This window comes from Candidatus Binataceae bacterium, from assembly GCA_035294265.1.
GTDB lineage: Bacteria > Desulfobacterota > Binatia > Binatales > Binataceae > DATGLK01.
Window position 1 is genome coordinate 31,957 of sequence record DATGLK010000035.1, and the last position, 20,726, is coordinate 52,682.

Consider the following 20,726-nt stretch of genomic DNA (forward strand, 5'->3'; position numbering starts at 1 on the left):
CGATGCCAACGAGTGGACGGTGTCGGCGATGGCGTAAAAGAGCAATATTGATAGCTATAGCTAAAATAACTGGCAAGATAGTTTTGCCATGGCTTAGCGCCGACAGGTCACCGAAAACCTGGTCCGAAGGCAGTCAGCCGGCGCTGGAGGCAGCGCAGTGCGTAACCGATGGCTCCGTTCCTTATCTGCTCTCCTGACCATGAGGGGATAAGCGAGAGGGGATAGAGCAGTGTCCGCTAGAGATATGCCGCCAGACCGCGCCGCTTGAGTTCTTCGATCACCCGGCGCACCTCCTGGGTGCGTTCGCGATGGGCGATCAGTAGGGCGTCATCGGTATCGATCGCGATCAGGTCTTTTACCCCCAGCAGGACCATTAGGCGGCCGTTGGCGCGCGCCAGCACCTGAGTCGAGTCCAGCGCCAGAACTTGTCCCAGCAAGGCGTTGCCATCGCGACCGCGCTGGGTTTCCCACAACCCGTTCCAGCTCCCGACGTCATCCCAGCGAAAATTCGCCCGTACTCCAATCACGTGCGCACTCTTCTCCAAGAGCTCATAATCGAAGGAATCGAACTTAAGCCCGGCGTAGCTCCGCTCCCATCCTTGCTGCTGCTTGACCAACCGCTTGCACGCGGCCGCCAGCCGCGGCACCTGCACCGCCAACTCGGCGTCCAGGCTTTCCTGGCTCATCACGAAGATTCCGGCATTCCACAAGAATCGGCCTGAATAGACCATTTTGCGGGCGAGTGCCGCAGCCGGCTTCTCGACGAAGCGCTTGACGCGGTAGCCACCCGCAATCGGTACTCCGGCTTCCTGATAGCCATATCCCGTATCGGGTCGCGTGGGTGGCACGCCGATCACCACGATCGCTTGCCGGCGCGCAGCAATCGCGATCGCGCGCGCCAAGGTGGCGCGAAAACGGTTGGCGGGTTCAATGAAGTGATCAGCCGGCATCACCGCCACCACCCCCTCGCCCATACGCTGCTTGATCAAGGCACAGCCGTAGGCGATCGCTACCGCGGTGCCGCGCGGTTGCGGTTCAATCAGCAGGTTTTGCGCTGGAATCGCTCCCGCCAGCGCCGCCGCAAAGGGCTGCACCTGTTGTGCGGGAATCAGGACAAAAATCCGCTCCCGGGCGATCAGCGGCGGCAGGCGACCGATGGTATCGGCCAGCAAAGTGGTTTTGCCGTCCAGGCTGAACAGCGGTTTGGGACGCAGGCGGCGGCTGGCCGGCCAGAACCGAGTGCCCTGCCCGCCGGCGATTATCAGGGCGCTGGCGGACGCGGCTCTCCGCGCCCCATCCGCCTCGCTCACATCACCCCCTGCTGCTTGAGCTGCTGCTCGAAAAGGGTACGAATTCGTTCCAGTTCCACCTGATTCGGCGCCTCGAAGCGCAACACCAAGGCGGGCTGCGTATTGGAGGCCCGCACCAGCCCCCAGCCGCCATCGACCTTCACCCGCAAGCCATCAATATCGTTGACCTCGTAGCGCGGGCGGAAAAAGTCGGCCAGCTTGCGCACCACCTCAAATTTGCGCTCATCGGGACAATCCACCCGGATCTCAGGCGTGTTCGCCATCGCGGGCAAGTCGGCCAGCAGCTTGCCGATTCCGCATCCGGCACGATCGATTATCTCCAGCAAGCGAAACGAGGCGTAGATCGCGTCGTCAAAGCCGTAGTAACGATCGGCAAAGAACATGTGGCCGCTCATCTCGCCCGCTAGCGCCGCATGCTCCTCCTTGAGCTTGCTCTTGAGCAAGGAATGGCCGGTTTTCCACATTATTGGCCGCCCGCCGCGCCGGGCGATGTCGTCATATAGCCGCTGCGAGCATTTTACTTCGCCGATAATCGTCGCCCCGGGCTGCTGGGCCAAAATCGCCCGCTCAAAAAGAATCAGCAGCTCGTCGCCCCAGATAATACGGCCGTTCTCGTCCACCGCCCCAATTCGATCGGCATCGCCGTCGTAGGCAATCCCAACGTCGGTGTGGGACCCGCGCACCGCCTTAATCAGGTCCTGCATATTGTCTTCGACCGTGGGGTCGGGATGATGATGGGGGAAACGGCCGTCCATCTCGATATACAGATCAACCGTCGTGAACCCCAGTTCGCGCATCAGCGGTACTGCCACCACCCCGCCACATCCGTTGCCCCCGTCTACCGCCACGGTCAAGGGGCGCGAGAATTTAAACTGACTCCGGATGTAGTCGCGGTAGTCGGGCAAAACCGGGCGCGCGTGCAACCGTCCCCGCTGGCCTCCAGTAAGAAAATCGCGCCGCTGCATAATCCGGGCAACTTCTTGGATTTCCTCGCCAAAAATGGTCGAGCTGCCCACCCCTAACTTGAAGCCATTGTATTCGGCGGCGTTGTGGCTGCCGGTGATCATCACCCCGCCATCCATTTGCCAATGCACCATCGAAAAGTACAGCAGCGGGGTCGGCACCACGCCGATATCCACCGCGTCGATTCCGGCCGGCAACAATCCCTCCAGCAGTAGATCGCGCAGGCGGTCCGAAGATAACCTGCAATCGCGTCCTACCGTGATGGTCTTTTTACCGGCGCGATGCAAAAGCGTGGCATAAGCGCGCCCCAAATCGACCACAAAGCTATCGTCGAAGTCTTCCTCGACCACGCCTCGGATGTCATATTCCCTGAATACTTGTAGATTCATCTAGCCTCACACCGGCACTGTTGTGCTTCTAGTCTGAGAAACCTGGCATTCTGGCGCAAGCATCAAAGCAATGTTTCCAGCAGCTCAAAACTCAGCAGAGGGCAAAGTTGCCCTGATCACAGGTGCTGGACGCGGGATCGGGCGCGCGCTTGCACTGAGGCTGGGCGAAAGCGGTTTCAAGCTGGCGCTAGCCGCGCGCAGCGCCGAAGAGCTGGCTGAAACTCGCCGCTTAAGCGGCCTTGCGCCGGCCGACTCGCTGATCGTGTTGCTCGACTTGGCGCAAAATGACGCGGCCCAGGCGTTGCTTCAGACCACGGTGGAACGCTACGGGCGGATTGACGTGCTGGTCAACAACGCCGGCTGGGCCCCTGCACGCCAGCCGTTGGTCAAAACCAGTGAAAGCGATGTCGACCGGATACTGGCCGTCAATCTCCGCGCCCCCATCGCACTAGCGCGCCTGGCCGCGATTCAAATGATCGCTCAAGGAGCGGGGACAATCGTCAATATTGCTTCCGCAGCCGGCCGCCAACCACGCGGCGGTGAGGCGGTCTATGCGGCGGCCAAAGCTGGTCTCATCGCCTTCAGCCATGCCTGCTTCGAGGAATGGCGCAAGCATGGCGTGCGTGTGGCGGTGGTGCTCCCTGGTCTGGTCGATACCGCCCTGGTTCCACCCAACAAGCGACTCAACCGCTCGGCGATGCTGCGCCCCGACCAGGTCGCCACGGCGGTGGCGCAGATAATCGCTAGTCCGCCTGGGCTGTGGCCGCTGGAGGTTACCGTCCTACCCCAACACGATCCGTTGGCATGATCGACAAGTTGCGCGGACGCACGAAAAGTGCCAAGAGATCGAAACACGACATAAACCGGTTCGCCTTTGGGAGGCATCGCCATGGGTGAAATATTGGGCATCGGAACAACCCACTACCCGGGCTTGGTGGTGGCCGACGAATTCATACCGGCAAGCTTCCTGCGTATCATGAATGCACCCAACGTTGATCCGCGCTACCGTGACCGGGCCAACTGGCAGGCGGAGGGGCTGGCCGAACTGGGCGAGGATAATGGGCTTGCGACCTCTCGTCGTTATCGGGCTCGCATGTGGGAGAATTTTCGCCGGCTGCGCGCCGAGGTGGACGCCTTCAATCCCGACTTTATCGTGATTTTTGGCGACGACCAGTACGAAAATTTCAAAGAAGACATTATCCCGACCTTTTGCATCTTCGGCCTAGACGACGATCTTGAGGTGCGGCCATGGTCGCATGGGCAATGGTCCAAGGTTCCCAACGCCTGGGGCGAGCCCAAGGACTGGACCTTGCGCCTGCATGGCCATCGCAATGGCGCCCGCGCGCTGACCGCCGGATTGATCCGGCGCGGGGTTCCGATGCCGTATGCCTACAAGCTTCATGGCGACCTGGCCCACGCCTTTGTCAACACCGTGTTGTACCTGGATTGCGATCGCCGCGGCTTCCAGCATCCCATCGTACCCTTTCACGTTAATTGCTACGGCAGTGCCGTGCTGTCGGCGGGCGGTGCTTTCGATCACCTGTTCAAGGAGCCCCGCCAGGAAGCGATGCCTGATCCGCCGGGCCCCAGCCCCGCGATGTGCATGGAAGTGGGAGCCAAACTGGCGCAGGCCGCAGCCGAGAGTCCTTACCGAATCGTCCTGATGGCCTCCTCGAGCTGGTCGCATGCGTTTTTGTCGAGCGCCATGGGCTGGGTCATTCCAGACCACCAATCTGACCGCCAGATGCTGGATGCGCTGCGCCGCGCCGATTATGATTTCTGGCGCTCGCGTACCCAGGCTCAGGCCGAAGCGGCCGGACTGCATGAGATGCTTAATTGGTGGGTGCTGGTCGGAGCGATGGCCGAGTTGGGGCGCAAACCAATAATTCACGACTATATCGAAAGTCAGATTTTTCTTTCCGATAAGTGTTTCGCCTCCTTTCCAGCCAAATAGTCAATTCTGGCCGATCCGGAGCGCGGGTGGCAAAGCCTAGGCCGCGCTCCGCCCAGCGCCGGCGGGCGAGCACCCGCCCCCAGCGATACAGCCGTCACGGCCTGTTATTGACCGCAGCCGGAGCACTGGGCCTGCTGTTGAGCGCCGCCGCCGGTGCGATCGCGCTCAACAATGTGGCATTGCTGGCGCCGCCGGGCCTGCGCGCCCGCTTGAGCCGCTACCTGTGGCGCAACTGGGCCGCGACCAGCGTGCGAGGCGCGAGCTTGGCGGCGTGTGATCAGCTCGCGCCCCGCGCCAGTGGCCGGCGCGCGGCGCGAGCATCGTTAACACGCGCCCTTTCGCCCCTCACGCCCTCTGGCCCGCGCTTTCCAGAACTCGTTCAACGCGGCTTTCCGGGCCTTACCCCGGATCAACTCTTTGCGCTCAGCCGCCAGACCGTTCAAAATCTTGGCGGATGGCGTTTGGTGGGCGTTGATTCCGCTTCCCGCACGCTGCAATGTACCTATAGCTCACGCCTGCTGGGACTGGTTGACGACATCAAAATCGTAGTTTTGCCCGACAGCGAGATCGCCTTATGCTCGCGCTCGCGACATCTCTTGCCCGACTTCGGCGCCAACCTGGGTCATATCCAGGAGTTTTACGCGGCCCTGAGCCAACCCGTCGAGCAGGCCTATGTCAGCCAAGCTCAAATCCTCCAGCAACGCTTACGCGCCAGCGGGTGGCGCTGAAAATGGGAGTATCTTGTGCCGATTAGAGAGTCTGAAATCGACGCTCTGGCTCACGCCTTGATCGAGGGGTTGATTGCCCACGGGCAACTCGTTTTGAAAGCCCCAGTGCAAGATGTCATTGCCTGCGTGGTCGAACTTTTCTCCGACAACTTCGAGATCGAAGCCAAGCTGGACGAGGAGGCCGAGCGGATGGCCGAGACTCAGGCTCGCCAGCATCCGGGCGTCGACGCCACCCGGCTGCGCACGCTCATCAAGCAGCGCCTAGCCGAACAAAAGGGGTTTACCCTGTAGTCAAATGAAGCTGAGCGAAGCGCGGATGCTGTTTTTAGTTCGTGAAGCCCTTACCCGCTTGCGCGACGAAGGCTTGGCCGAGATTCCTAATTTCTCCCTGGCCCTGCGCCGGGGGCGTGAAATAGTGGGTCAATGGGCCGAGCGTGGCGACCAGCTTGATGCCGTGGTCCGGCGCAAAATCGCCTCCCTGCGCCGCGGCGTGGTCGAGGGCAGCAGCGAATGGCAAATTCTCTATCGCCGCTACCGTGAGGAAGAGCAACGCAAAAAAGGGCCGCGCTGACCGCGAGACTTTCTGCAAATGCCGTCATCTATAAATTGCTGAAGCTTCTCCCCCGACCAGTAGAGAGGTGGGGGTAGATGATGGCGAAGGATTTTTCTCAGGCTAGGCTGTCTATGCCCGGCGGCGGCTCTTAGGGCGGGCGTCTCGGCCCCTCCATGTCGCGCAAGCCTTTCGGCCAGGCGCCTCCGCCAGCCTTGATTACAAAGCAACACAAAAAGTGCAAAGCCGGGGAGCTTACACCCCCGGCTTTGCCAAACGAGGATAGCTCAGGCGTGCAGATCGGTATGAGGCTGGATCGTGGACGGCGTCGGTCCGGCGCGTAGCCCTTCGGCATGCAGCCGTCGAATGCGCTCGTACTCCTCGTTCTCTGCGCGATCGCGCACCGAAGGGATCAGCCCCACCGGCATCACCTCACTGCGATACGCCTCGTTGAAGGCCTCGGCGAACGACCCGTAAGCAGCGCCCAGCGAGCTTAAGATGGCGGCGGCGCCGCCTGCGATCCCCACCAAGCCATACGGGCCAAAGTGTGCGATTCCCAGCAACACCCACGACAGCCACAAAAACAGCAGGGTGCCGTTGAGGGTGGCCGATTCAGCGAAGGAAGCCACCCACAAATAGGCGATAATCACACCCGAGACCAACAATACCATGCCGATGGAAATCGAGGCGCTGGCGCGGATGGTGGCGCTGGAGGAGAGCATGCCGAAGGCCGCCAAGTTAGGGGCGTTAATCAGCCCGAACCAGGCATAAAGGACGCCAACGTAGGAAAAGAGGGTCGCGCCCATCGTATTGCCATAAGCAAAGCTCCACATTCCAGCCAACAACTCACCGACGCCGCCGATAAGGACGGCCTCGCCGAAATATGGCATCCAGCCCGTCGGCGATTGAAACAGAACGGCAAAACCCAACAAGAAAGTAGTGATTCCAAGACAGGCCAGCCCCAATGGAAACGGGTTGGCGATTCCTTTATCTTTGCCCGGCGTCAGCATAAAGGCTCCTCCATCAGTGCAATGGTTAAGGGCCGACTTGGTCCCGCGCGCGGCGCGCTTGGAAAGGACAGACGGAAGGTTAAGTGCAACCGGCCGGGCTAAACCGGCACGATCTTTGTCTCTATAGACAAAATTTTATGCCCCTGATTTCCCCCGCGAAACTTTTTATCCGCGACCCGCACCCCGACTGCCATGCCGGGCAATTTACGTGGCGCCGAGACGGAGGAACAGCCGGCCTCAGCTTGAAGGTGCGCGTACTTCAAGAACTAATGCTCTAAACTGGGTACCCTTTGCGTCAAGAAGCGCGACGCGCTCGGCCTTCGGGGCCTGATTAAGGCTCGCACCAGAGGTGGCCGCCGCGCGCCAGCAGCTCATCCGCCGCCGGCGGTCCCCAACTTCCGGCCGGATAAACCGCCAGCCGCGGCGGGTTCTCCCCGCGCCAAGCGTCCAGAATGCTCTGGACGAAGCCCCACGAACGCTCCACCATGTCCGCGCGCACGAACAAGGTCTGATCCCCCAACATCACTTCATACAGTAGCATCTCGTAAGCCTCGGGCGAGGTGGCACCGAAGACGCCGGCGTAATGGAGGTCCATCCGCACAGGCTGGATGGTCAAGCCCAAGCCCGGATGCTTGGCCGACACCGTCAGAGAAAAACCCTCATCGGGTTGAATCCGCAGCATCAAAATATTGGCCGGCAAATCGGCGTGCTCGGCGAACAAAATCCGCGGCAAGGGCCGGAAGTGGATTGCGATGGAGCTGGTGCGTTTTGCCAGCCGTTTGCCGGTGCGCAGGTAGAAAGGTACTCCCGACCACCGCCAGTTGTTGATAGACAGTTTGAGCGCCACGAAGGTTTCACTTTGCGAGCCGGCGCTCACCCCGGCCTCTTCCAGATACCCCGGGACCGTCTGGCCCTCGATTTGTCCACTGGTATAGCGCCCCCGCACTACCTGGTTGGCGACCTCGGCGGGCGTAAGCGGCCCCAGTGCGCGCAGCACGTTTAGCTTGGCCTCCTGAATAGCGTCGGCCTCCAGCGTGACCGGCGGCTCCATCGCAATTAGGGCCAGCAGTTGCAGTAAATGATTCTGGACCATATCGCGCAAGGCGCCGGCATGATCGTAATAATCCGCGCGCGTGCCCACCCCTTCGTGTTCCGCCACCGTGATCTGCACGTTATCGACGTGATGGTTGTTCCAAACCTGCTCGAAGATGCTGTTGGCAAAGCGCAGCACCATGAAATTGCGGACGGTTTCCTTACCCAGGTAATGGTCAATTCGAAAAATTTGACTTTCCGCTAAGTAGCGATGCAGGCCCTGGTTGATCGCCAATGCGCTGGCCAAGTCGTTGCCGATCGGTTTTTCCACCACCACTCGGGTAAAGCCCGCAACCTCGGGGGGATTGATCAATCCAACCTGATGGAGCCATTCCACCCATTTCTGAATCGAGCCGGGCGGAATAGCCAGATAGAAGATGCGATTAGGTGGCAGGTTGGCGGCAGCTTCAATTTGCTGCAGAGCGTCGCGCAAGTGGGCGAAGCCGGTGGCGCCCTCCGCTCCGGGCACATAATGCAGGCGAGCGGCAAAGCGCCGCCAGCATTCGTCATTAAAGCCGCTGCGGGAAAAGCGTTTGATCCCCTCGGCCGCGTGGGCACGAAATTGCTCCTGGCTGAGAGGACGACGCGCGGCACCTACAATTCGCGTGGTCTCGGCCAGCATCCCCTGTTGGCAGGCATCGAGATCGTAAAGCGCCGGCATCAGCTTGCGCATCGCCAAATCGCCGGAAGCACCGAAAATCACTATCGAGCATGGGGGCACCGCGGCGGCCCCGGCTAACCGTACAATTTGAGCCATCGCTAATTCACCTTAGCTCGCCGCCCGGGGCGCGAATTTTGGCTTATTCGATCAGGGCTGATCGCTCGACGCGTCGCCTTCCTGACTGTCCGTGGTCTGGTCACCCGCCTGGCCCAAATCGGTTTCATCACTGGTAAAGGTTATCAGCAGGCGCGAGGGTTCTTCGAGCGGAATGATCGCAAAGCGGGCCACATGGGTGGTATTGACCACCACCGTAGTGGAGGTACCGTCACTTTTAATGTCGGAATCGCGAAAGATCGAGCGGTCGAACACCATATGCTGGTCCAGCTTGGAATCGGGCTGGGTATTAAGCATCCGCACGGTCAGGGTGCTGAAATCGGGACCGCCCTCAAAATGCTTTTGGAACTTAACCGGACCGCTCAGATCGAAAATAATCGATATCGGCTTGGGCGAAGAGGCCAGCCGAATCCCGCGCAGCGTAACCGGCGGGCCGTTGTCGGCGACTGCCGGGGTCAGCGCCGCGCCACCAGCCACCGGCGCCGCTCCGGCGCTCATCCCGTCGCGTTCGTGATGACTAACGGTTATCAGGGGCGGTTCGTCCTGAGGGGGGCCGAAGCCGCTTTCCGCCAATACCAGCCTCAGTGGATCCTCTTCGGTATCGACCGGCTGGTTAAGTTGCTTTAGCTCCTTGTCGGCAAGCGCGGCATATTTGGTTTTGCCGTAATCCGCCTTGATCGCTGCGAAAGCCTGTGCCGCCGAATATTTCTTGCCTTCTTTCTTCAAGGTTTCGGCCAAATCGTACAATCCCTTGGGTGCCACCGGCGTCTCGGGATACATCTCCATCAGTTCGGCATAACGCGACTCGGCGGCGGGAAAATTGGCCTGCTTGGCGTAGTAGCTGCCAATCATGTACTCGTTGCCAGCCAGCACCTGCCGGCAGACCTCAATCCGCTGATGGGCCAACTCGGCGAACGCACTCTCCGGATAATGCGCTTCTAACAACCGGAACTGCTCCATCGCCGACTTGGTGTTGCTCTGGTCCTGGGCCGGTCCGTGCATCTGGTCGAAATACGACATCCCCAGATAATAGCTCGCCAGCGGCAGTTCCTTGTTCATGGGATGCATTCGGACAAAATCGCTCAAGGCACTGATCGCCTCGGGATAGTCATGCATCGTGTAGTAGGTCAGCCCGATCTTAAGTTCCGCCTGCTCGGCCAAGGGACTAAAGGGATACTGGTCGACTAGGCGCTGGTAGTTTTCGATCGCGCCTTTGTACACGCCGCGGTCGTAAAAATACTCGCCCTGCGAATAGTAATCGTGGACCGAGGGAACCTTTTTGTTGGCGCAAGCACCAGTCAGGAGCGCCAGGCAAAGTGATAGCGAAAGTAGCCGAACTTTCATTTGGAACCCCTAGCAGCCTATGAAATGAGGGGGGCGAAGGCAAGCTGAGCATCTCACCAGCTTGCTCACTTATGCGGCACAAAATTAGCCACCTTCCGCGCGTAGCAGGCGCGGAAAATGGGACGGCCGGCACGCTCGAACTTGCGCCCGAAAGTACCGCGCAGGTCGTCGGTTCCCGGCCTTTGGACAAGTTCGAAGCCCCCCTCCTCCATCAGCTTGCTAAGCACGCAGAAATAGGCCTGCACGTCGGTAGCTAGATAGACTATGCCGTCGGACTGCAGGCATCGGGCCAGACCGGCTACGAAGGCAGGAGAAAAAAGCCGGTGGCGCTGATGGCGATTTTTTGGCCAGGGATCGGGAAAATAAATGTGGAAGGCCGCGACGCTGGCTGCCGGCAGCATCAGGTTAACCACGCTGCGAGCGTCGGCGTGAAGCGCGCGTAAATTGGGAAGCCCAGCGTCGATTACCGCCCGCATCAACCAGTGGAAAGCCGAGCCGCCCAGTTCTAGAGCCAGAAAATTGTGAGCCGTATGGGCTCGGGCCCAAGCCACGATGAAGTCGCCTTTACCGGCGCCGATTTCGACTTCAAGCGGTGCCGGCCGGGAAAACCATCCTTCCGGATCAACGCGGAAGACGCCACCACGTGTCACCTCCTTGTCCAGCTCAGAAAGTGCCAAGGCAAAGGCAGGATCGCGAAACAAGCGCGCGGTGTTGCGAATTCGTGCCATCGAGGCTGACTGCGGGCGCTCAACCCTTTGCCAGGCGAAGTCCGGGGGGCGAGCGCAGCGGATATCAACGATGCATCACGCTAGCCGATCGCGCCGCCAGCCGCGAGAGGCGAGCCAGCCGAGGCTAGGTTATTTGAGGGGCGGGCGGGCTTTGCTAACCTGACGGGAAAATGAGCGCGCACGAAAAATTGGTCCGCATCCGAGAGGAGCTCAACGGGCAGTTTCAAGAGCGCGGCGAGTTGGTCGACGGTGCCCTGTGCGCCCTGCTAGCAGCCCAACACGTGTTGATCGTTGGACCGCCGGGAACCGCCAAATCGATGCTGGCCGAAGAGCTTTGCCAACGTATCGAAGGCGCTACTTACTTTCAGTGGCTGCTGACCAAATTCACCACCCCCGAGGAGCTGTTTGGCGCGGTCAGCCTGCGCGCCCTGGAGCATGACGACTACCGCCGGGTGACCAGCCACAAACTGCCTGAAGCCCATATCGCCTTTCTCGACGAGGTCTTCAAAGCCAACTCGGCCATTCTCAACGCCCTGCTGACAATCGCCAACGAGCGGTTTTTTCACAATGGCCGAGAGCGCATGGCGGTGCCTTTGATCACGCTGTTCGGCGCGTCGAACGAATTGCCCGAGGAGGACGACCTCACCGCGCTCTACGATCGGTTTCTGCTCCGTTTCGTGGTCGACTATATTGTCGAGGATTTTCGCTTCCTCAAGATGATCGAGGCTCAGGCTCCGGTGCAGCGCACCCGTATCCAATTCACTGAATTGGCCGAGCTGCGCCAAGCCACGGCTGCCATAGAGCTGCCGGCTGGGGTGATGCACACCGTAGCAGATTTGCGCCGCGAGCTGCGCGCCCAGCAAATAATCGCCTCCGATCGACGTTACCACCAAGCCCTGCAGGTGCTGCGCGCTCACGCCCTGTTGATGGGACGGGAGCAGGTCAGCGAGGAAGATCTGCCCTTTCTGCAGCATGTGCTGTGGAAGGATCCCGAGGAGCGCGGCAAGCTGCGCGACGTCATCCGCCAGCTCATCAAGGGCTACGAAGAGACCGCACGCGAGTTGCTGATTCAGAGCGAAGAGCTCCACGAATACGCCAATCGCGCTTGGGAAAGCCAGGAATTGCGCGACCGCGCGCGGTTCGAAGCCACCGCCAAAATCGCCAATATCCTGCTGCGCTTCGACAGCCTGATGCGCGAAGCAAGCAACAGTGGGCGACCCCTGGCCGCAGTCGAAACGATGCGCGCGCAGGTCAAGAAAATCCAGCAGACGATGCTTCAAGAGTTGTAAGCGCCGCCATGCCGGCCGAAGAAGTTTCTCCCGCCATCGTACTGCGCACCCGCGACTATGCCGAGTCCGATCGGATTGTCACCCTGCTTACCCGCGATTCCGGCAAGTTGGCCGGTATCGCCAAGGGCGCCAAGCAATCGCGACGCCGCTTCGAGCGTAAGCTGGAAGTCTTCTCCCATGTGATGGTCTATTATCGGCGCCGCCCGCAGGGGGAGCTGGTGTTCATCACCCGCGCCGAAGCCGCCGCCCTGCCCGCCTTCGATTTGACCGACGACCTGGGCAAAATCGGGCTGGGCAGCTATCTAGTCGAATTGACCGACGCGCTTAGCCGCGAACAGGGTGACAGCGCCGGCGCTTATGAAGTCCTGGCGGCCGCGATGCTAGCGCTGACCCGCCTGGGCCCCAGCCCGGCCTTGCGTCAGGCTTTCGAGTTGCAACTCCTGCGCTGGGCCGGCTATCAGCTTGAGTTTACCCGCTGCCGCCTATGCGCCGCCAAGCCCGGGCCTCAGGTCAAAAGCTTCGGCTTCATGGTGTCTCATGGCGGGATCGTATGCCAAGCCTGCCGGGTCGGCGCCGACAACGAGGCCATCAACCTGGATGCCGCCAGTGTCGCCGCGCTCAGCCGCCTGGGCTCGATGCCATTGGCTGAAGTCGGGCAAGCGCAGTGGGCCAGCCCACAGGCGCAAGCTGCCATCGGCCGCTTCATCTCTCCGCTGCTGGAACGCAAGTTGCGCTCGCTGAGCTTCCTTGAGCAGGTGCTGTAACCGACCTAGGGCATTGTCGCCAGAGTGGCGAAGAGGCCTAGAGGGGCTGTAGGCCGATGATTCGCCGTCGGTAGACCTTCTCTGGCCCCCTGCTGTGAAAGTGCCGCTGCTTCGGCTGGCAGCGGCGCAGCTCGAAAAGATACCACCCCTATTAAGTTCCTCTCTGATCCAGGAGAAAGAATTGCAACTGCGCTCGCATGACCATCATCGACCGCCGACCGTAACCGCTTCCCTCACGCCCGCAGTCGGCGCCCCTTGAACAGCCAATAAAGCCCCCCGAAGGATGGAAACAGAATTAGCGCCCCCACAACCAACGATACCAGCAAGTAGCGCAGGGTGCTTGCTACTGCACCCGAGTCAAACACGGTCAGATGCGCGACTACCAGATAAGGAAACTGAGCCAACCCCCACCCCCATATCACCAGAGCCACCTGCGCGATGGCACAGGCTCGAGCAAAATGAAAACGCCTTTGCCATAGCATCACGAAGGCTAAAAGTCCCAAAAGGATAGCCGCAATTTGCGGCGGCCAGGACCACCAATGTCGAATCAACCCGGTCCACAGCACGGGCGCGTCGCGCTTGGCGCTAAGGTAGCCGCCGGCGGCCCCGACTGCACCCACCGCGCCAGCAACAAGCGCACGCAAGCGAAAATCATTTTGCAACGCGAGGTCTCCCTCGGCTTCGACAGTGAGATAGACCGCCGAGAGGTAAGCCGCGAGTGCCAGGGCAAAAAAGCCGATCCACAATGGGAACAGTCCCAGCCAAGGCGTGAAGAAGTCGGCGGCGCGCTGGGGCTGTTGCGGCAAACGTCCCGAGGCGACCGCGCCCAGTACGATACCGAGTAAGGCCGGCACGATGGTGCTGGAAATCGCGAAAAGATGCGTAGCCAGTTTTGCCGCTCGTGCCGAAAGCACGCCCTGGGTACTAAAACTGAATGCGGTGCCGCGCAACACGATCCCCAGAAGCATTATCAATAGGGGGACATGTAGCAGTGTAGTGATATGTGCAAACGCCAGCGGAAACCCGGTCCACAAGCCAACGATAATAAGAACCAGCCAGACATGGTTGGCCTCCCAGATGGGTTCCAAAGCCTGTGTAATAAGCTTGCGCTGTGCGGTTTTGCGCGCACCCGTGGAGAGTAAGTCCCACACCCCGCCGCCAAAGTCAGCTCCTCCCGACAAAAAATACAGCGTGAGCGCGGTTAGCAGAGCGCCCGCCGTCATTCCGGGCAAGCTGAACATTGGAGCCAAACTAGTCATGCTAGCTCTGACGTCCGGCGAGGCGAATCAATCGTCATCATCCATAACTGTTGAATCACCACGGCCATCAGCAGCAGATAGACCAGAGTGATCGCAATGAAGGGTGCGATCAGTCCGGGCATCGGCGTGACCCCGCTGGAGGTGCGCATTATTCCGTAGATAATCCAGGGTTGACGCCCAAGCTCGGTTACGATCCAGCCCAATTCGACCGCAATCATTCCCAACGGCGCCGCGCAGATAAGCGCCAGCAAAAATCCCCGGCTGGTCGGTACTTGCCGCGTCCGCCAATAGCTGCAGACCCCCCAGAGGGTCAACGCCAGTAGCAGAAAGCCGATCCCGACCATCGCGTCAAAGCTCAGATGGAGCAGCGGCAGAAAAGGAGGCCAGTCCTGGCGCGCGAAGGCGTCGAGCCCGCTCACAGTAGCGTTTGGATCGCGCAACGCGATCAGGCTAAGCAGGAGCGGAATCCTTAGCCCGTAGACCGTCCGCCGTTGGGCGGTTTCGACGTAGCCGCCAATGGTCAGAGGCGCTCTTTTTTCAGTTTTGAACAATCCTTCCAGGGCGGCTAGCTTGGCGGGTTGATAACGAGCCACGATCTCGCCCGCCCGATCGCCGCTGATGGGTTGAGTAACCGCCGCCAACCCTCCCACTATCAGCGCAATAGCTAGGGCACGGCGATGGAAGACGCTGGTGGGCTCTTTAAGCAGTCCCAGCGCATGGATTCCCGCAACCAAGAAGCCAGTGGCGACATAAGCAGCGGAGGTCATGTGCAGGCCATGGGAGAGCGCCGCCGGATTGAGCATGGCAGCCATCGGATCGACGGTTGCCGGTTTGCCGTCAATAAGCGTGAATCCGGCCGGGGTGTTCATCCAGGCGTTAGCCGAGACTACGAACATACTGGAGAGGGCGCCACTAATCGCGACGATCACGCCGGCACCCAGATGCATCCCGCGCGACAACCGCTCCCAGCCGAACAGATAAATGCCCAAAAAAATCGCCTCAGTGAAAAAGGCGAAGCCTTCCAGGGCAAAGGGCCAGCCGAAGATGGCACCCGCCAAGGCCATGAAGCGGGGCCAAAGGAGACCTAGCTCAAACGACAGTACTGTGCCCGAAACCGCGCCAACGGTGAACAGAATGGCGGTCCCGCGCGCCCATCGCCGGGCCAGCACAAGGCTGGTTTGGTCGCCGCTCCGCGCGTAATGCGCTTCGGCCATGACCATCATCAGGGGCATTGCCACGCCGATGACCGCGAAAACAATGTGGAATCCTAGCGAGACCCCCATCTGACAACGAGCTGCAATCAGATTGGTCATAGACCGTGCCTTCGCAGCCAAATGCGTTCGGCGGGCTGCTATGCACTTCGACTATTTACTCAGCTTCCCCAGCGCTGAGCGGATCAGATCGCTGGCCAGCTTGTTGTCCAGGCGGGCGCCAAAGCGCTCGCGCAGGCTCTTCATGATCGATCCGATCTGATTATGTCCAGCATCAATCTCCGCGGCGATGGCGGCTCGTACCTGCTCGGCGTCCACCGCGGCTGGAATATAGCCGTCCAACACGCGCGCCTCGGCTTCGTACTGCTCGATCAGATCCTGGCGATTCCCCTGGCGGGCAAACCCAAGCGCTTCCTCGCGCCGCCCCCGCTCGCGTTTGAGCACCGCCATCACTTCAGCTTCGGTGGCCGGATGGCGCGTATCTTTCTCAGTGCGGGTAATCTCGGCCAAAACTCCACGAATGGTCATCACCCGGATATTATCGTGGGCTTTCATCGCCGCCTTCAGATCGTCCTGCAATCGCTCTTTCATGGCTTCAAAATACCCGGCCCACTCCGCCCGCGCTAATCATCACTGCCGCCAAAACCGCTCCAATGTTAATGGATGTTAGGCGGTCCATAGGCAATGTAGACCAGAAAATAGACGATCACGCCGGTGATTGAGACGTACATCCAGATAGGCCAAGTAAAGCGCGCGATCCGGCGATGAGCCTTGAAATTACCACGCAAAGCACGCGTCAAGGTGATAATCGCCAGCGGCGGGACGGCAAAGGCGAGCAGGATGTGAGAAATCAGGAGAATGAAGTAGGCCGGGCGGATAAGGCCCTGGCCGCTGAAGCGCACGTCGCCGACCTGGTAATGGTAAAGCAGATAGCAGACCAAAAAGACCACCGACACGACGAAGGCCAAGACCATGCATCGCCGATGGGCCGTGACCCGTCCCTGCCGGATAAAGTAGAAACCCGCGCCCAGGAAGATTGCCGCCACCAGGTTGAGGGTTGCGTTAGCCGTGGCCAGGTAAGGCACCCCAGCAAGCATCAGCTCGACTCTCCGATACTTGCCACTCAGCGGACCCTATCGGCGCCTTGAGGATTTGCTCCCGGCAAACTATCACTATTGGGATTAATGTTTTGCAGATTATGCGCGACCGCGCGCACCATCCAGGCTACCTCGCCGCTGCCGTGGCGGGCGTAGTCGCGGGTAGAGACGTCGGGCACCAGCACAGTGACCATCACCATGATGAGCAGCAGCGGGCTTAGCGCCACCACCAGCATCCCGCGCCGCTCGAAGCGCAAATGCATGAAATACATCGCCACCATCGCGACCTTGGCCCACGCCAAGCCGATCAGCAGCCCAACCATCAAGGCCTTGTCCAGGCGCGCGTAAACCACCAGCAACTCGAGTCCGGTCAGAACCGCCAGATAAAGCCAAATCGCCAGATAATTGGGCTCGATATATTCCACCGGCACGCGGCCGGGCTCAATCGCCTGCTCCATCAAAGGTCGCCTCGGCGCTAGATCAGATAAACGAAGGTAAAAATCAAAATCCACACCAGGTCAACAAAATGCCAGTACAGCCCCGCCACTTCCACGGTACGGGCCTGCGCCGCGCCCAACTTACCCAATAGCCCTCGTATCAGCAGAACACTCAGGAGCAGTACGCCGGCAATGACGTGGCATCCGTGAAAACCGGTCAGCAGAAAGAAGGTAGCGCTGAACAAACTGGTTTTGATCGACAAGCCGCGCGTGAAGATGAGATGATGCCATTCGCGCGCCTGCAGTCCCAAGAACAGCAACCCGCCCACGACCGTCAGGAACAAGAAGACGCGAAACGCCAGCTGTCGGTCTTGACGTATCGCCGCCAACGCCTGCACCATCGTCATACTGCTGCAAATCAGGACGAAGGTCATCAGGGCAGTGGCAGGAATGCCCAGGATCGTGGAAGGCAGAGGCCAGTTGAGGTTACCGATCCGCAGTGCCGCGTAAGCCGCGATCACGGTGCCGAAGGTGGTCGCGTCACCCACCAAAAAGATCCACATCCCCAGTTTGCCGCGGCTACCGGGCGTAAGCGGAGTTTCAACTGCATCTTCAAAACCGCCGTGCGCCTGGGGTTCTGGCGTGCCGACGGCCGTCGAGCTTTCACTCATTGGTTCCCTCTAGCGGCCAGCTAACGCACGCGGCCCGAAAAACGTCCGTCACGGCCGCGCTCCCGCGCCCTTGTGCATCCGCTCTTGGATACGCCGCCGGCCGTTACGATAGGCGCACCATCCCACCACCGCCGCGATGGCGCAGACGGCATAGGGTACCGCCATCATGAATAAGATGCTGGTATCGAAGGCGTGAGCGGCGTGGTCACCCGCCGGCAGTCCGCACACCGCGCAGGCCCAAGCCAGTTTGGGAACCACCACGCTCAGGAGCGCGACCAGGCCAACGGTCATTTGCCTGACCCAAGACCCCATTGTCCTGGTTGCAACCCACCCTCCCTGAGCAGGGATAGGACTAAGGGATGGGCATCTGCAAAAAGGGACAGGCGGATGATTGGTCGTGCTGACGCAGACCCTCGCCCGCGCGGCAACTTGCCAAGCAAATCCATGCCAGCCGCGATAAATCGTTTTTTGGCTAAAAAACACTGTGTCTACCCTATCGAGCCTAAAAATAGACCAGGCCGAATAACAGGGGCCAGACCGCGCAGACAAAATACCAGTAGATGGCGCACACCTCGACCGCGGCCCGTCGATCCTGCCCCGGCCGTGCAAGCACGACGGCCACGGTCACGCCTAACAACCACAGAACTGCGCATATAACGTGAAGAGCGTGCAATCCGATCAGAACGTAGAACGTCGCGCCGTAGTTGCCGCTATGTAGATGCAGGCCATGAGCCTCCAAGCGCGTCCATTCGCTGCCTTGAACCGACACAAACAGCGTGCCCAGCGCAGCGGTCAGCAACAACCAGGCGCGCAAATGGAATCGCCGGCCTTCGCGCGCCGCTTCAACCGCCAGCTTCATGGTCATGGCGCTGCCGAGCAGGACCATGGTGTTGGCCCAGGTCACAGCGATCGGCAAGCGCGGCAGCCCCGGCGGGGGCCAGAACGGTGCGCTCAGTTTGTAGATCAGGAAGGCACCGATAAATCCGCCGAACAACATCGCTTCGGCGCCAAGCAGGATAAGCACCGCCAAGCGGCCATTGCTGATAAGCGGTGCTGGAGTTTCAAAGTCTGAGACATGACGGACAGTGCGCAGGCGTCTCAGTGCGATTGCCCGTGCCATCACTTAATTCTAGTGGTGCAGCAGAATAGTCGCTGCTGCAACCAGACTAAGCAGTCCCATGGCAGCTACCAGCATGGCGGCCAGTCGTCGATTGCTAGCCGGCAAGTCGGGCCCGGCAAACCATCGCTTAAACGCTGAACGCAAAGTCCTCATATTTTATCCAACACCATTGCGATCAGGATCAGCGGCAAATAGACCAGCGAGGCGAACATCACATGGCGCGCTGCGCGCAAGCTGGGTTTGAGCGCTAAGCGCACCCCACAGCTCAACATCAGAACGCCCAGGGCGAAGGCGATTATGCCGTAGGCCAGGCCGGCAAAACCCATCAACGTAGGCAGCAGCGCCACGGCGAGCAAGGCCAGGCTGTTGCTGACGATCTGGCGTGCGGTCGAGCCGCCGTCAGGGTCCTCGGTGGGCAGCAGATGGATTCCGGCGCGGCTGTAATCCTCATGGTAGAGCTGAGCTATTGCCAGCGAATGGGGCAGTTGCCACAAAAACATGATCGCAAACAGCACCCAAGCCGGCGCCGCCAGGTTGCCATGAGCCGCTGCCCATCCCGCCACTGGCGGCAAGGCGCCTGGAATAGCGCCAACCACGCTGCAAATCGAAGAGACGCGCTTGAGCGGGGTGTAGATCAGCAGGTAAACCACGCTGATAGCGGCGGTCAGGGCTGCGGTTAGGGGATTGACCGCGAAATATAGATATCCGACACCAACCAAACCCACGATTACGCCAAACCACAACGCTTCAGCCGGACGCAATCTGCCTTCGGGTAGTGGACGAGTCCGCGTCCGCAGCATCCGAGCGTCGAGGTCGCGCTCCATGAATTGATTCAGCGCCAGCGTTCCGCCGGCGGCCAGCGCGGTGCCTGCCAGCAGGGCCATGATGAGCTGTGGTTGCCATACCCCATTGGCGCCTAGATAAAAGCCGCACAGCGTGGTCACCAGGACCATCGCGACCACGCGCGGCTTGGTCAATTCCCAATAGTCAGCCAGCCGGCCGTGGGCGCGCTGCAATTCAAAATTGAGAACCGCGCCTTCGGATCTCATGCGCTCACCGCCTGAGTCGCGGCCTGCGGCGCGAGGACTTCGATCAGCCGATACGCGCGTATAGTCAGGACCAGACAAGTAGCCAGCAGTGCCGCACCCACCGCGACGTGTGCCGTGGTGGGAACCACAGGGCGGTGTCCCAGCACGGTAATCGCCCCCAGGGTAATCTGAAGCGCCAGCAGGACCACCAACCCTAAGGCCGGCCGGCGCAATTGGGCTACTTCGCGATAGCCACGCAGGACCCAGACCACGCTCCACAGCACGAAGATCGAGACCACCACCGCTCCCACTCGATGGGCGAAATTGACCACCACGTCGGGCGAATTCAACGGGGGCACGAAATGGCCGAAGTTCAGAGGAAAGTCGGGAATCGCCAGCCCCGCTCCCATATGGCGCATCACCGCGCCAATCAGGATCTGGCAATAGACGATGGCGGTGGTCAAAGCCGCCAACGCGGGCAGCCGCGGCCAGTCCTCGCTGCATGGCACCGCGCTGTAGTGCTCCCAACGCGGATTGGTGATCAATGCCAACGCGACGGTCAGGCAAAAGAAGGCTTGCGCGCAGGCTGCATGGCTGACGGCCAGGGTCAGGGGCAGCAGCAGCAGCACGGTCAAGCCGCCCAGCACCGCCTGCACCACCACCAGCAACACCGCAATCAGCGCCAGCCTGCGGACATAGCGGCGCGGCTCGCGTCGCCACGCCCACAATGCCAATCCGAGCGTAAGCAGGGCCACCATGCCGGCGACCATCCGATGGCCATGTTCGAAGAGCACGCCCCCGCGCATCGGGGGAAAAAACCGGTGGAAGGAAAGCGGCCAATCTGGCACCGCCAGAGCCGATCCAGTCGAGGTCACCAGCCCGCCGATAAAGATCAGGCAGAGCGTAGCCGCTGCCAAGACTAGCGCGTAGCGATGGAGTCCCGCCGACAAGTTAGCGGGTTCCCTTTTCAAATCACCTTTACCCATGACGTTCGAGTCGCATTCTGT

Annotated in this window: 23 protein-coding genes; 7 read left to right on the forward strand and 16 right to left on the reverse strand. The window is 60.5% G+C overall.

All coding sequences use genetic code 11. The features are described 5' to 3' along the window. Positions 1 to 236: 236 nt before the first annotated feature. Both VKV28_06410 and VKV28_06415 read right to left on the reverse strand, forming a co-directional pair. The gene (locus VKV28_06410) at positions 237 to 1,310 is read right to left on the reverse strand and encodes a sugar phosphate nucleotidyltransferase (protein HLH76428.1); all 1,074 of its coding nucleotides are present in this window, start codon (positions 1,308 to 1,310) and stop codon (positions 237 to 239) included. Beyond that, positions 1,307 to 2,662 carry a phosphomannomutase/phosphoglucomutase gene (locus tag VKV28_06415; protein HLH76429.1) on the reverse strand — a complete coding sequence of 452 codons (1,356 nt, stop codon included), beginning with the start codon at positions 2,660 to 2,662 and terminating at the stop codon, positions 1,307 to 1,309. The genes VKV28_06410 and VKV28_06415 overlap by 4 nt, the downstream gene beginning before the upstream one ends. Before the next feature lie 70 nt (positions 2,663 to 2,732). Between VKV28_06415 and VKV28_06420 the strand changes: the two genes are divergently transcribed. The 5 genes from VKV28_06420 (at position 2,733) to VKV28_06440 (ending at position 5,915) form a co-directional block, all read left to right on the forward strand. Beyond that, on the forward strand, positions 2,733 to 3,470 hold the full coding sequence (locus tag VKV28_06420; GenBank protein HLH76430.1) for an SDR family oxidoreductase: 738 nt from the start codon (positions 2,733 to 2,735) through the stop codon (positions 3,468 to 3,470). Positions 3,471 to 3,551: 81 nt separating this feature from the next. Continuing rightward, entirely contained in the window at positions 3,552 to 4,616 is a 1,065-nt protein-coding gene (locus VKV28_06425; GenBank protein ID HLH76431.1) for a hypothetical protein, read from the forward strand. A gap of 26 nt (positions 4,617 to 4,642) precedes the next feature. Further along, positions 4,643 to 5,344, forward strand: coding sequence for a DUF1499 domain-containing protein (locus tag VKV28_06430; GenBank protein ID HLH76432.1), 702 nt, complete (start codon positions 4,643 to 4,645; stop codon positions 5,342 to 5,344). A 15-nt stretch (positions 5,345 to 5,359) separates the two neighbouring features. Further along, the gene (locus tag VKV28_06435) at positions 5,360 to 5,635 is read left to right on the forward strand and encodes a DUF507 family protein (protein HLH76433.1); all 276 of its coding nucleotides are present in this window, start codon (positions 5,360 to 5,362) and stop codon (positions 5,633 to 5,635) included. A gap of 4 nt (positions 5,636 to 5,639) precedes the next feature. Continuing rightward, positions 5,640 to 5,915 carry a DUF507 family protein gene (locus VKV28_06440; protein HLH76434.1) on the forward strand — a complete coding sequence of 92 codons (276 nt, stop codon included), beginning with the start codon at positions 5,640 to 5,642 and terminating at the stop codon, positions 5,913 to 5,915. Positions 5,916 to 6,181: 266 nt separating this feature from the next. Here VKV28_06440 and VKV28_06445 read toward each other — a convergent pair whose 3' ends face one another. From VKV28_06445 to VKV28_06460, 4 genes are all read right to left on the reverse strand, one after another. After that, positions 6,182 to 6,904 (reverse strand): acetate uptake transporter, encoded by a 723-nt coding sequence (locus VKV28_06445; protein HLH76435.1) that lies wholly within the window; start codon positions 6,902 to 6,904, stop codon positions 6,182 to 6,184. A gap of 331 nt (positions 6,905 to 7,235) precedes the next feature. Beyond that, the gene (gene zwf, locus VKV28_06450; protein HLH76436.1) at positions 7,236 to 8,753 is read right to left on the reverse strand and encodes a glucose-6-phosphate dehydrogenase; all 1,518 of its coding nucleotides are present in this window, start codon (positions 8,751 to 8,753) and stop codon (positions 7,236 to 7,238) included. A 51-nt stretch (positions 8,754 to 8,804) separates the two neighbouring features. Then, positions 8,805 to 10,115, reverse strand: coding sequence for an outer membrane protein assembly factor BamD (bamD, locus tag VKV28_06455; protein HLH76437.1), 1,311 nt, complete (start codon positions 10,113 to 10,115; stop codon positions 8,805 to 8,807). 65 nt (positions 10,116 to 10,180) lie between these two features. Further along, a complete protein-coding gene (locus tag VKV28_06460) occupies positions 10,181 to 10,843 on the reverse strand; it encodes a hypothetical protein (protein ID HLH76438.1) in 663 nt (220 codons plus the stop codon). A 170-nt stretch (positions 10,844 to 11,013) separates the two neighbouring features. On the opposite strand from VKV28_06460, the gene VKV28_06465 reads away from it, so the two are divergent. After that, positions 11,014 to 12,132, forward strand: a complete 1,119-nt coding sequence (locus VKV28_06465; protein ID HLH76439.1) for an AAA family ATPase — start codon at positions 11,014 to 11,016, stop codon at positions 12,130 to 12,132. Positions 12,133 to 12,140: 8 nt separating this feature from the next. Continuing rightward, positions 12,141 to 12,896 carry a DNA repair protein RecO gene (gene recO, locus VKV28_06470; protein HLH76440.1) on the forward strand — a complete coding sequence of 252 codons (756 nt, stop codon included), beginning with the start codon at positions 12,141 to 12,143 and terminating at the stop codon, positions 12,894 to 12,896. 233 nt (positions 12,897 to 13,129) lie between these two features. Here recO and VKV28_06475 read toward each other — a convergent pair whose 3' ends face one another. The 10 genes from VKV28_06475 to VKV28_06520 form a co-directional block, all read right to left on the reverse strand. After that, positions 13,130 to 14,155 (reverse strand): cytochrome d ubiquinol oxidase subunit II, encoded by a 1,026-nt coding sequence (locus VKV28_06475; protein ID HLH76441.1) that lies wholly within the window; start codon positions 14,153 to 14,155, stop codon positions 13,130 to 13,132. Then, positions 14,152 to 15,468: a cytochrome ubiquinol oxidase subunit I gene (locus tag VKV28_06480; GenBank protein ID HLH76442.1), complete on the reverse strand. Its 1,317-nt coding sequence runs from the start codon at positions 15,466 to 15,468 to the stop codon at positions 14,152 to 14,154. Before VKV28_06480 ends, VKV28_06475 begins: the two co-directional genes overlap by 4 nt. A 51-nt stretch (positions 15,469 to 15,519) precedes the next feature. Continuing rightward, positions 15,520 to 15,957 carry a GatB/YqeY domain-containing protein gene (locus tag VKV28_06485; protein ID HLH76443.1) on the reverse strand — a complete coding sequence of 146 codons (438 nt, stop codon included), beginning with the start codon at positions 15,955 to 15,957 and terminating at the stop codon, positions 15,520 to 15,522. A 65-nt stretch (positions 15,958 to 16,022) separates the two neighbouring features. Beyond that, positions 16,023 to 16,463: a DUF420 domain-containing protein gene (locus VKV28_06490; GenBank protein HLH76444.1), complete on the reverse strand. Its 441-nt coding sequence runs from the start codon at positions 16,461 to 16,463 to the stop codon at positions 16,023 to 16,025. Between the two features lie 26 nt (positions 16,464 to 16,489). Then, positions 16,490 to 16,921 carry a cytochrome C oxidase subunit IV family protein gene (locus VKV28_06495; GenBank protein ID HLH76445.1) on the reverse strand — a complete coding sequence of 144 codons (432 nt, stop codon included), beginning with the start codon at positions 16,919 to 16,921 and terminating at the stop codon, positions 16,490 to 16,492. Between the two features lie 17 nt (positions 16,922 to 16,938). Beyond that, a complete protein-coding gene (locus VKV28_06500) occupies positions 16,939 to 17,571 on the reverse strand; it encodes a heme-copper oxidase subunit III (protein ID HLH76446.1) in 633 nt (210 codons plus the stop codon). A gap of 48 nt (positions 17,572 to 17,619) precedes the next feature. Beyond that, positions 17,620 to 17,862: a hypothetical protein gene (locus tag VKV28_06505; GenBank protein ID HLH76447.1), complete on the reverse strand. Its 243-nt coding sequence runs from the start codon at positions 17,860 to 17,862 to the stop codon at positions 17,620 to 17,622. Between the two features lie 211 nt (positions 17,863 to 18,073). Further along, complete coding sequence (locus tag VKV28_06510; protein HLH76448.1) at positions 18,074 to 18,691, reverse strand: cytochrome c oxidase subunit 3; 618 nt, start codon at positions 18,689 to 18,691, stop codon at positions 18,074 to 18,076. 149 nt (positions 18,692 to 18,840) lie between these two features. Further along, entirely contained in the window at positions 18,841 to 19,740 is a 900-nt protein-coding gene (cyoE, locus tag VKV28_06515) for a heme o synthase (GenBank protein ID HLH76449.1), read from the reverse strand. Further along, entirely contained in the window at positions 19,737 to 20,669 is a 933-nt protein-coding gene (locus VKV28_06520) for a COX15/CtaA family protein (GenBank protein HLH76450.1), read from the reverse strand. The genes cyoE and VKV28_06520 overlap by 4 nt, the downstream gene beginning before the upstream one ends. Positions 20,670 to 20,726 lie beyond the last annotated feature (57 nt).